This is a genomic window from Winogradskyella sp. (genome assembly GCF_965228925.1).
In the GTDB taxonomy this organism is placed as follows: Bacteria; Bacteroidota; Bacteroidia; order Flavobacteriales; family Flavobacteriaceae; genus Winogradskyella.
In genome coordinates, this window is record NZ_OZ245845.1 from 557,501 (window position 1) to 569,344 (window position 11,844).

An 11,844-nucleotide genomic window follows, 5' to 3' on the forward strand; every position below is an offset into this window, starting at 1 on the left:
AAATCCCAAGGCTTTGATTGAATTTAATTATGAAACTTGATAAAGTTCTTTGATTGATGGTCTTATGTCCATCCTTTTTTCGGAGGTGGAAAAATTAAATTTGGGTGCGGTTTTAAGTATGTTTTAAAGGTGTAGCCTATACAACCTAGACTTATGTAATCTAAGGATGTGCATTCGGATTCTTCGGAGACGCATTCAAGCAGAAGCTTTAAATCTTCTTTTTCTTCTTCCTCCCCAAGTCCAAATAACATAGAGCTATCAATAGTATTATCTAGTGATATAATAATAGTCGGTGCACTATTTATTAACATGAAAAACATCATGAAAAAAAGTGCTAGGTTTTTTTTCAAAGTCATAGGTTGTGCTACGAACAAATATAACACTTACAATATATGATTTTGTTAAGTAAATCTAAAAGGACTTGATCATTTTTATATCCGCTGCAGGAATCCAGCCCGTGGAATTATCTGAAAGTTGAATTTTTTTCCAATCCTTATAGGACTCCAAAACCTGTACTTTGGTCCCTTCGTGAAGTCTAAATACCTCTTCTGATACCCTATTGGCTTCTGATTTAACCCTAGATTCTTGGGCAAAAACAATCGCAGGATTGTCTTTACTGTCCAAACGCTCTTTTTGAAAGGCCATAGCAATAGAAAAACATGCTAGGAACAAGCTCAATATACTGACCACAAATGCAATGCGTTTTCTTGACGTAGCATAAGAGAAATGGTACATTAAAAACAATAAAACAAAGACGATAACACCAGCAATGGCTATTTTCGCCCACGCATCTATACCAAAGGTATTTACCACGTTATTGATAATTCTGGCAAAGCCCACTTGAGGTGCTATATCAATAGCATCTATGGTCATATTTTGAGCGTAAGCCAGGTTATTTTTTATATCTGGATCATTAGGATTGAGCAATAATGCTTTTTCATAATAATAAACACTTGGAGCAATATTGTTAAGCTTGTAATTAGCGTTCCCTAAATTAAAGTAAACTTCGGCTGAATGTTCACCTGTTTCCAATATGGCTTCGTACGTATCGATGGCTTCTGCATACTTACCATCATTGTACAAGGCATTGGCCTCATCAAAATGTTGATTATTCTGTGAGAATGCTAAAAATCCCAGACAACAAACTAATATGCGTATCCCTTTTTTCAATCTATCTTATTTGTTTATCTATTAGCGAAATTGTTTTTGCCGATTTATCATAGTCATTCTGCATCGTCACTTGGGTTATTGGGGTATAACGCGCTAATTCACAGTTTTCCAATATGGATATAAAACCTGATATCGCCTCTCGCTCAACTTGTCTTTTAGCAAGGAGAGCGTCGATTTTCTCTTTATTAAAATCACTGGTTTCAATATTCAACTTGGCTTTTAAATAGTTATGGAGTGCTCGTTCCAGGGATTCGTAGAAAACATCTTTCTGTCCTAGATTTTTCTTAGCTTCACTGAGATACTTTCGAGCTAAGCGGTCTGCTTTCCGAATACGATTACCTTGAACATCTGCATCCCGTTTATCTTTTGCTTTTCTGATCACTATCGCTACGGGTATTGCCAAAAATGGTAACAACAACATCGCCCAAAATCCTGAAGATTTAAAGAAAGGCTTACTAACGATTGAGGACCAATTAGAGGTTGTTTTTATAAACGCAAAAGTATTGGTCGCTGGTCTCACTGTTTGCTTTGTATTGGTCGTTGCCGTTGCCTCATCCGTATTATTTATGGCCGCCGTAGGGCCTTCAAGGACGTCAATAACAATGTCGTCGGAAGTAATCCGCTTATAACTTTCCGTTTTTAAATCGAAATAAGAAAAGGAAATGGCTGGTAGCGGATATTTACCTCTATACTGTGGTACAATTGTATAAGTATCCGAAATGCGACCTTGCATGCCGCTTAAGTTTGTACGTACGCTTTCCTTATGTTCGGGTTCATAAACCTCAAGCGAACTAGGGGTTGTTAATTTTGGGAGTTCAAATAGCTTCAGGTTACCTTTACCCGAAACTTCAATTTTTGCCTGAAGCGACTCTGTGGCATTGAGCTGACTTTTAGATGTTGTGACATTAAAATTAAAATCCCCTACCGCTCCTTTAAAATCTGAAGGTTTCCCTTGTTCTGGTAAAGGCTTTACATTAATGGTTCTACTCCCAGCAGTTATGGTCTTAGGAACTTTGGTCATTATTTGACGTCCAAAAATATCCGCTCGACCCGAAGGGATTTCGACGGTAACATCCAACACCAAAGGTTCTAGTTTTAATTTTCCTATTTTTTGTGGATAGAGCACTGTCTTTCGGAGAACAACAAAACGATATTCTTCACCTTTATACAGACCCTTCTGAATATTCAATCCCTTAATCTCAATATTCTGACTCCAAAAATCATTATAACGTGGATTGTCTTTTTCTCTCCAATTGCTCACTCCTGTTTCTGGAGATACGTATAATTTATAAACGACTGTTAAGCCTTCGTTCAAATAGGGGTTGGTTTTTGAAACCTCAGCTACCAGATGAATATTTTCGGAAGCGACGTCCGAAGCATCAGGAGGACCATTTGGCCGATCAACCGCAGCGGTCACGGTAATGGTTATAGGAAAGGTTTTATATATCTCGCCATCGATTTCAATTTTTGCCTGTTTTATAGTAAACTTGCCTCTTTTTTTGGGAGCCAAAAAATAACTATAAGTCTTTAAATAGGTCTTTTTACCATTGGCATAAGAATTCATTAAAGAGGTGTTGGGTCCGCCAACAACTGTGAAGTCTTCGAAACTCGGAGGCACAAAATTGTCCCCATCTTTATTCATCTCGAAATCGATGCGCAAACGTTCATTAATCCCTAATTTCTTTTTACTGACTTTAGCTTCAAATTTTACTTGGGCCTGACTGAATACGCCTAAAAAAAGGATTAATAGAACTACTATGTTTTTAAAACTTTGCACCTGCATAGTATATCGCTATACTTACTTAACCGTTATTTTTATTTTGTCAGTTGTAATAGTTATGTCCTGCTTTTGCATTTTAAATCTCCCAAAAGCATTTTTTTCCGTTTTTGAAGGAATAGAAACTTGAACATTCAAGGCATATGCTGGTAGTACGAGGTTTCCTTTTTTATTGGGATTTAAAATAACTTCTTTAAAAACTACAGTTCTATAGTCTTCCCCTTTATATGCCTCTTTCACAATTTTGAGATCATCGCGCTTTGAATCATTCATTTCAAAGTCTTTGTATAATGGTTTGTAAGCTTCATTCCAATTTTCTATTCCTGTATCGTGAGACACAAATAATTTGTATTTCACAACGATAGAATCTGAAACCAAAAAATTGGTCTTATCGAGTTCGGTGATAATAAAAACCCTGTCTTTCAGTTCTTCAATATCTGTTTTAGCTTCAAACTTTACTTGGGCAGACATGATACCTGTTATAAGTAACACAACTACAATGGATATATTCTTTATAAATTTCATCTTTTTACCTTTAAAAATGGTTATGAAGCAAGCTCGTACTAGAAACGTAACGAGCTACCAGTCCTTCTCTGTTTTTACTTTAGCCCCTTTTTGCTTTTCGGCATTTATCTTTTGCTGAACTTTCTGCTCTTGGTTCTGCATGGCCTCTAAAATATTCTTTATTTGCTGAGGAGACATTTGTCCTGGTTTTGGTTTTGGGTTTTGGTTCTTGTCTTTCTTGTCCTTTTCCCCTTTGCCATCATCTTTTTTGTCGTCTCTTGGCTTTCCGTTTTCGTCTTCTTCCTTATCCCCTTGCTTTTTATCTTTATCGCCTTCGTCCTTTTTATCCTTATTGTCTTTATTCTCGTCTTCTTTCTTTTGTTCTTCCTCCTTATCCTTTTCCTCTTCCTTATTCTCGTCTTTCTTGTCGTCTTCGCCTCCCCCATCTTTTTGCTGTTCGGCACATTCTTTTGCTAAGGCAAAATTGTAACGCGTTTCGTCATCATTGGGATTATTTCTCAAAGCATCCTTAAAGGCTTCAACCGCTTCTTTACACAAATCGTTTTGCATTAAAATATTTCCAATATTATGATACGCTCTATGCTTCTCGTCCTTGGTAGATGCATTCTTTGCAGCCTCCTGACTTCTATATAGTGCTTCCTCAAAGCTTCCTTTCTTGTAATAAGAATGGGCTAAATTGTAGGATCCGACCGCCTTGCTTGGTGCTTTAGAAATGGCCCTTCTATACTCCATTTCTGCTTCCACATAATTGTCATCATCCAATAGCTCATTGGCATTATAAACCAAATCGGTCGCCTTCTTTTCGGCCCTTAGCCGTTCTTTGTCAGCTTCCTGAGAAAATCCTGAATAGCCAATCAATGCTATAAGAATACCTATGTAAAGTTTCATACCATTCATACTTTAATTTAAAAGTAACAAACCCTTTGTTTTATTAGCGTTAAAGAAACTCTAAAAGTTCTCATTAAACAAATTAAGTTTCTTTAACCAAGCTGTTTTTCGCTCTAAAAAGAAGATATCGATGAATAATAGTAAGATGCCCAGACCTAAAAACCATTGAAATTGATCCTTAAAATCAGCGATTTGCTTAGACTCAAACTCTTTTTTATCCATTTTGTCCAGCACATCTTTAATAGTGTCTACGACTTCTGCAGTATTGCTTCCATTAACGTAAATCCCATCGGTCTCATCTGCAATTTCTCTTAAAGTCGTTTCGTCTAAACGTGTAATAACCGTTTCACCATTGCTATCTTTTTTATAATTTAGGACAATACCATTTCGCTTTATGGGGATGGGACCTCCTTTAATATCTCCTACACCAACGGTCAATATTCTAATACCTTCTTCCATTGCCTCTTCTGCGATATCCACAGCTTCGCCCCCATGATCTTCACCATCTGAAATAATGATTAATATGCGATTGGTTTGCTCTTCATCATCATAATAGGTTTTTGCTAATTGAATGGCTTCATGAATGGCTGTCCCTTGGGAGGATAGCATATCTGTATTCATGTTTTGCAAAAACATTTTTGCGGATGCATAGTCCGTAGTTATTGGCAGCTGGGGAAAAGCCTTACCTGCATAGGCAATAATACCTACACGATCACTAGCTAAGCTGTTTATAATCTCCCTTACTAGTTGTTTTGATTTTTCCAATCTATTAGGTGCAATATCTTCGGCCAACATACTCTTAGAAACATCTACGGCAAAAACAATATCAACACCTTGACTGCGCACAGTTTCTAGTTTCGTGCCAATTTTAGGATTTACCAAAGCTAATGACAAGCATGCAAATGCGCCACAAAGCACCAACACTTTTAAAACACCCTTAAAAAGAGATTGGTTAGGACTCAATCGCCTGAGCAATCCACTATCCGCAAACTTTTTCTGCGCAGAACGTCTCCAAATCTGCAATAACATAAATAGCAGAATAATTACTGGGATTGCCAGTAGGGTCCAAAACCATATTTTTTCGTCAAGTCTAAACAAAGCTCCTAAATATTGTATGTCGTAACACTAATTCTATTAAAAGTAGTAACCCAGCTAGCAGGACTAGTGGCCTATACTTTTCTTCATAATTATAGTATTTCTTTTCCTCTATTTCAGTTTTTTCTAGCTTATTGATTTCCTTATAAATCTCTGCTAATTTCCTGTTATTTGTCGCCCTAAAATACTTCCCCCCAGTTGCTTCCGCAATTTCCTCTAATAGCTCTTCATCAATTTCTACTTGTTGGCGTCCATATCTGAAAGTCCCGTTGGGATTGATGGACATAGGCGATAAGGCCATCCCATTTGTCCCTAAGCCAATAGTATAGACTTTAATACCGTATTCTACAGCTAATTCGCTTGCTATTTTTGGGTCAATAAACCCACCATTATTGACACCGTCTGTTAAAAGGATAATCACCTTACTTTTAGCCCTACTGTCTTTAAGTCGATTGACAGAGGTCGCTAAACCCATGCCTATTGCGGTACCACCTTCAATAATAGTGTTGTATTTAATGTCTCTTAGTGAGCGCTGAACAATAGATTTGTCGCTGGTTATTGGTGTTTTGGTATAGGCTTCACCAGCATATTCTACTAAACCTATTCTGTCATTGGGGCGACCATCGATAAAATCTGCAGCAACAGCCTTCAAGGCTTCTAGTCGGTTGGGGCGTAAATCTTTAGCCAACATACTTGCAGAAACATCAATAGACATCACAATATCAATACCCCTTGTTGTTTTAGTCTTTGTAGATACATCTACGGTTCTCGGCCTTGCCAAGGCTGTAATTAATAACCCTAGGGCCAATAGTCGAAGTACAAATAGCAAATGTCTCAATTTTGACCAAAAAGAGGATACATTTTTAAATCCTTGAATACTGGATATCTTAAGCTCAGCGGTTTGTTTATTGTGTTTAAAAACATACCAAAGTATGGCTATTGGTATGAGCAATAAAAACCAAAAGAGTTCCTTATTTAAAAATTCTATATTCTCTAACATCAGTTCTTTGCTTCTTGTTCGGCATCTGCTTGTTCATCTGACTTTAACTCGATAGAATCCGCAATTCTATCTATCATTTCTACGGCATATGTATCATCTTTTGCCCAAATCAATGTAACATGCATTATAGCATCTGTAGTGGCAAAACTAAAAATAGCATAGTCTCCTTTTAAGGTGTCGTCCGAGTTAGGAATAGGGAAATCAGCATTTCCGTAGGTTTTAATGCCCTCAACAGCATTTGGTGTGATATATTGCTCCCCTTTCGTAATGATATTCTGAATATTCTCAGTTTCCCACTCGCTCAAAATCCCCTCTATAGATTGTGCCACATTTTTTTCAATTTCTTCTTGCTTTTGCTGATTTTGAGCATCAATGGCCCGAATTGTCATAACCTCAATACGAATCTCATGGGCTTCACTATTGAAGGCAAAAATTGTACGCTCAAATTTATCCTTTAGCTCGTCTGGAAGTGAATCTTGTATCCGCTTCAACACTTCAGGTGTTTCTATATATACAGGAGGAAAACCATAGGCACTTTCAACCCATTCACCTTCTAGAAGTTCTTTGCTCTCATGACCTATTATCGTATCCTTTACATATCCAAATCCATATCTCATACCAAAGCCCACAAAAGTTGCAATGACTAAGCATAAAGAAATGAGTACGGTCAAAATAACCTTTTTGCGTTTCTTTTTTCGCTCTTGGTCTTCTTTGTACTGTTGGTCTAAAAGCTTCTCTTCTTCAGTAGGTTCTGGCAAAGACGCTTTAACGCTATCCACCTCCTTTTCTATAGTTGCTCTATCCATCTCAATGAGTGCCATATCCGGCGCTGATTTTGCGAACTTTACCAAATCGGCACGTTTTAAAATCGTCTCGAGATTATGGAGGGTTTCTTTTGTAAACGGAAACTGATTGCCCTCTTTTAATAATTGAAGCCTTGAAATCAATTCGTCAGTCGTACTTTCTAAGGAGCGGTCATAAACCTTTTCGTCCAAATACTTCCTTATGACCATGGTCAATTCAGAATAATAGGCTTTCACCTTAGATTGTATTAAATAAGGGCTTTCGTCCAACTTTTTTAAAGCTAATTTTGCACGGTCGTATGCTGGTAATAATGCGATTTCCTCTTCTTCAGTCAATGGTTTTTGTCTCCAAATAAACCAATACAATAAAAAGGCCACCAAAGCTATTGCTGCGAGTGCTATTAGTAGCCAAAGCCACCATTTGCTAGCGCTTTTCTCTACGTCGATTATGGGTTTAATATCGTAGAGTTTTTGCTTTGTGGTATCGACTTCAATAGTATTAACCTCCACTTTAAGCGAATCCGTAAAGAACGGTTTATCAGCTATGATGATCTTTTGTCTAGGAATGGTATAAGCCCCAGAATCGAACTGTGTAAGCTTATAAATTCTAGACAATAAAAACTTGGCGTCTTTTCTAGTTGTATCTATATCTAAAGCTTCTACAGCCTCGAGAGGCATGAAGGTTTGACCTTCGGGAAAAACCACAAGGGCAGAAGAGTCCGCTTCAACTTTTATTTTGTAGTTGATTTGTTCACCAATCCGGATTTTAGTGGTATCCACTTCTGAAGTAACTTGAGCGTAAGACACAAGACTGAAGAGACACAGGACCAAACCTAAAACCAATCGATTTCTTGTTAAGGCAATTCTCGTGTATGACGTTTCACTTTTCACTTCTAACTTAATTTATCCTCTTCGCTTAAAATAACCCAACAACTTCTTGACATAACTCTCATCGACACGGCAGTCAATAGTCCCTGCTCCTGATTTGGTGAAAGCGTCTTTAAAATAGTTGACTTTATCATTATAAAACTTCCCGTAATTCAACCTCACTTTTTTGGAGCCCGTATTGACAAGCATCAACTCTCCGGTTTCTTCATCTTCCATCTGTACCATGCCTATATTCGGAATGGTTTCCTCGTGCTTATCGTAAATTCTAATGCCTGTAATATCATGTCTTCCTGCCGCGATTTTTAAAGTTTGCTTATAATCGTCTGCAATAAAATCGGACAATACAAAAACAATGGCCTTCTTTTTCATCACATTGGATAAAAATTTAAGGGCTTCCGCCACATTGGTCTTTTTACTTTTTGGCTTGAACTCTAAAAGTTCTCGTATGATCCTCAAAACATGAGAGCGTCCTTTTTTGGGTGGAATATAAAGTTCAATCTCATCAGAAAACAAAATCAAGCCTATTTTATCATTATTCTGGGTAGCAGAAAAGGCTAGTGTAGCCGCAATCTCAGTAACAATTTCATCTTTAAACTGATTTCTTGTACCGAAAAACTTACTGCCGGAAACATCGGCCATGAGCATCATGGTGAGCTCGCGTTCCTCTTCAAATACTTTTACAAAAGGTTCATTATAACGCGCTGTGACATTCCAATCGATATTTCTTACATCGTCACCAAATTGATATTGACGAACTTCGGAAAACGTCATACCACGCCCCTTAAAGGTAGAATGGTATTCTCCTCCAAATATATGATCAGACAAGCGACGTGTCTTAATCTCTATTTTCCGTACTTTTTTTAGAAGTTCTTTGGTGTCCATCTTTCCAGTGTTCAATATGCAATAACCAGTGTTCAGAATGAAGAAATCAATATACAGTTGCAATTATTTTAACTGCAAACTAAAAAACTGAACACTGAGTACTGATTAAGGTACTTCGATTTCGTTGATGATTTTGTTGATGATATCTTCTGAGGTCACATTTTCGGCTTCGGCTTCGTAAGTAATGCCTATTCTGTGTCTTAAAACATCATGAACGACGGCACGTACATCTTCGGGAATAACGTAGCCTCTTCGCTTTATAAACGCATAGCATTTTGCAGCAGTAGCCAAGTTGATGCTACCACGCGGCGATGCCCCAAAAGAAATCAGCGCTTTTAAATCACCGAGCCTGTACTTTTCAGGATAACGTGTTGCAAAAATGATATCTAAAATGTATTTCTCGATTTTTTCGTCCATATAAACTTCCCGTACCGCTTCTTGAGCACTTAAGATTTGTTTAATGGAAACCACCGGATTTACCTTGCCGAAAGCACCTTTAAGGTTGGCCCTTACAATTAGCTGCTCTTCCTCTAATTTTGGGTAATCAATAACTGCTTTCAGCATAAAACGGTCTACCTGAGCTTCTGGTAAGGGATAAGTTCCTTCTTGTTCTACTGGGTTTTGAGTGGCCATAACCAAAAACGGCCTGTCTAATATAAAGGTTTCATCTCCAATAGTGACTTGCTTTTCTTGCATGGCCTCTAATAAAGCGGATTGCACTTTGGCCGGAGCTCTATTAATCTCATCAGCTAAAACAAAGTTGGCAAATATTGGCCCCTTTTTTATAGAGAAATCATTCTCTTTAATATTGTATATCAAGGTTCCTATAACATCGGCAGGTAATAAGTCGGGTGTAAACTGAATTCGACTAAAACTCGCATCAATAGCTTTGGATAGCGTATTAATAGCCAATGTTTTTGCCAAACCAGGAACACCCTCTAACAAGATATGTCCTTGACCCAATAGGCCTATCAATAAACGTTCTACCATGTGTTTTTGCCCAACGATTACCTTGTTCATTTCCAAGGTCAGCAGGTCTACAAAGGCACTTTCTTTTTCTATCTTTTCATTAATTGATTTTATATCAATTGTACTCGTTTCTTCCATGTTTTAAGGGTTTATGAACGCACTAATTTTTAGTCATTTTTCGAAGTTGCAAAATGTTAAAATAATTCGGTAGTTGCTGTTAACAATTGGTTAAAAAATAAAGAGCCATAATGGCTTATGGCTCTTTAGATCTTGATTAATTATGGATTAAGATAATTAATATTCGATTTGTCTAATTGCTGTATATAATTTAGGGTTAAGTATCATCATATTTTCATCCTCATCATAGCTAATCGATGCATCAATATCTATATCAATGACAACATCATACCGCCTCCTGGGATTTAATTGTGTTCTAATTAAATTGGATGGCTGAGCATCCCCTAAATACGTTACATCCAAGCTATGTAAGGTGTTATTAATATCTATAAAATTATTATCGCCAAGTACTAATCGTATTTCATAAACGTAATTTGCTTGGGTCTCTATATCATCTACTAAAAGTAATGGATTATCTTCGCTTAAATCGCATGCATTGTGAACACCTTGATTCAAAACGTCTAGACTTACCCAGGCATTAGGACTATGGTCATCGTCTTTAACTTTCAGCTGAACATCCTCAATGTCTATATAGACCTTATCGGCCGTATTTGCTGTGCTTTTTAATTTTACGGTAATGCTAGTGACATCAGTATCTACGTCGATATCGTCTTTTGAACAACTGGTAAAACCAATTGAAACTATCAGTATAAAAAGTAGATATTTTAATGATTGCATATAGGTCATGACTTGGGATATGGAATAATTATGAAACAAGGATACTTTAATCCTTAGGTTTTAAGTATTTTTATACATCAATTGCAAAAAAATCCATATAACCTGAAAAAAAAGTGAAATATTCTCGATTAATTGCAGGTACTATGACCTGGGGAAGTTGGGGCAAACAACTCTCAAAAAAAGAGATGGCCGATTTAATGCATCACTGTCTCTCTCTCAATATTACCACCTTTGACCATGCCGATATCTACGGCGCTTATACGACCGAAGCGGACTTCGGAAAAGCATTCCTCGATTCTGGAATTCAAAGGGACGCTATTCAACTTATATCAAAGTGCGGTATTCAATATGTATGCGAAAACAGAGACAATAAGGTAAAACATTACAATTACAATAAAGATTATATCATCTGGTCTGTTGAGCAATCCTTAAAACATCTCGAAACCGAATATTTAGATCTCTTATTATTACACCGACCTAGTCCTTTGATGGTTGCTGAAGACATTGCTGAAGCCATTACTATTTTGAAAAAAGATGGTAAAATCAGAGATTTTGGAGTGTCTAATTTTACGCCATCCCAAATGGAAATGATTGGCTTACGCATGGATATTGATGTCAACCAAATTGAGTTTTCATTGACAGAACATTCGGCCATGAACGACGGCACTTTAGATTATATGACCACCTGCGGTATAAAACCCATGGCTTGGTCTCCATTAGGCACTGTATTCAGGGAGGATAATGAGCAAACGAGACGTATCCATAAACAACTTGGCGAATTGATGGACAAATACAATGCTACTGAAGACCAACTACTGCTGGCTTGGACAATGAAACATCCGGCTGGTATACATCCGGTAGTTGGAACCACAAATAAAAAACGGTTGCAACAAGCTATGGACGCTTCAAAAATAGATCTTGAACTTGAAGACTGGTTTTTAATATTGGTGGCTAGCCAAGGCCATAAGGTTCCCTAGGACAATTAACACATT

The 11,844-nt window shown here is 37.3% G+C and carries 12 protein-coding genes; 1 reads left to right on the plus strand and 11 read right to left on the minus strand.

Annotated elements, in window-relative coordinates:
* Window positions 1-62 precede the first annotated feature (62 nt).
* The 11 genes from ACO052_RS02125 to ACO052_RS02175 all read right to left on the minus strand — a co-directional run bounded on the left by ACO052_RS02125 (window position 63) and on the right by ACO052_RS02175 (window position 10,852).
* Window positions 63-356, minus strand: a complete 294-nt coding sequence (locus ACO052_RS02125) for a hypothetical protein (RefSeq protein WP_422106371.1) — start codon at window positions 354-356, stop codon at window positions 63-65.
* Window positions 357-411: 55 nt separating this feature from the next.
* Window positions 412-1,170 (minus strand): tetratricopeptide repeat protein, encoded by a 759-nt coding sequence (locus ACO052_RS02130; RefSeq protein WP_422106372.1) that lies wholly within the window; start codon window positions 1,168-1,170, stop codon window positions 412-414.
* Window position 1,171: 1 nt separating this feature from the next.
* Window positions 1,172-2,953 carry a BatD family protein gene (locus ACO052_RS02135; protein ID WP_422106373.1) on the minus strand — a complete coding sequence of 594 codons (1,782 nt, stop codon included), beginning with the start codon at window positions 2,951-2,953 and terminating at the stop codon, window positions 1,172-1,174.
* A 15-nt stretch (window positions 2,954-2,968) separates the two neighbouring features.
* Window positions 2,969-3,472, minus strand: coding sequence for a hypothetical protein (locus tag ACO052_RS02140; protein WP_422106374.1), 504 nt, complete (start codon window positions 3,470-3,472; stop codon window positions 2,969-2,971).
* Between the two features lie 54 nt (window positions 3,473-3,526).
* Entirely contained in the window at window positions 3,527-4,360 is an 834-nt protein-coding gene (locus tag ACO052_RS02145) for a tetratricopeptide repeat protein (RefSeq protein WP_422106375.1), read from the minus strand.
* A 60-nt stretch (window positions 4,361-4,420) separates the two neighbouring features.
* Window positions 4,421-5,458, minus strand: a complete 1,038-nt coding sequence (locus tag ACO052_RS02150) for a vWA domain-containing protein (protein ID WP_422106376.1) — start codon at window positions 5,456-5,458, stop codon at window positions 4,421-4,423.
* Complete coding sequence (locus ACO052_RS02155) at window positions 5,451-6,455, minus strand: vWA domain-containing protein (RefSeq protein ID WP_422106377.1); 1,005 nt, start codon at window positions 6,453-6,455, stop codon at window positions 5,451-5,453. The genes ACO052_RS02150 and ACO052_RS02155 overlap by 8 nt, the downstream gene beginning before the upstream one ends.
* The gene (locus ACO052_RS02160; protein WP_422108028.1) at window positions 6,455-8,122 is read right to left on the minus strand and encodes a hypothetical protein; all 1,668 of its coding nucleotides are present in this window, start codon (window positions 8,120-8,122) and stop codon (window positions 6,455-6,457) included. The genes ACO052_RS02155 and ACO052_RS02160 overlap by 1 nt, the downstream gene beginning before the upstream one ends.
* 39 nt (window positions 8,123-8,161) lie before the next feature.
* Window positions 8,162-9,028, minus strand: coding sequence for a DUF58 domain-containing protein (locus tag ACO052_RS02165; protein ID WP_422106378.1), 867 nt, complete (start codon window positions 9,026-9,028; stop codon window positions 8,162-8,164).
* A gap of 105 nt (window positions 9,029-9,133) precedes the next feature.
* A complete protein-coding gene (locus ACO052_RS02170) occupies window positions 9,134-10,135 on the minus strand; it encodes an AAA family ATPase (protein ID WP_422106379.1) in 1,002 nt (333 codons plus the stop codon).
* Window positions 10,136-10,291: 156 nt separating this feature from the next.
* Window positions 10,292-10,852 carry a DUF4382 domain-containing protein gene (locus tag ACO052_RS02175; protein WP_422106380.1) on the minus strand — a complete coding sequence of 187 codons (561 nt, stop codon included), beginning with the start codon at window positions 10,850-10,852 and terminating at the stop codon, window positions 10,292-10,294.
* 113 nt (window positions 10,853-10,965) lie between these two features.
* On the opposite strand from ACO052_RS02175, the gene ACO052_RS02180 reads away from it, so the two are divergent.
* Window positions 10,966-11,829: an aldo/keto reductase gene (locus ACO052_RS02180; protein WP_422106381.1), complete on the plus strand. Its 864-nt coding sequence runs from the start codon at window positions 10,966-10,968 to the stop codon at window positions 11,827-11,829.
* The last annotated feature ends 15 nt before the right edge of the window (window positions 11,830-11,844 follow it).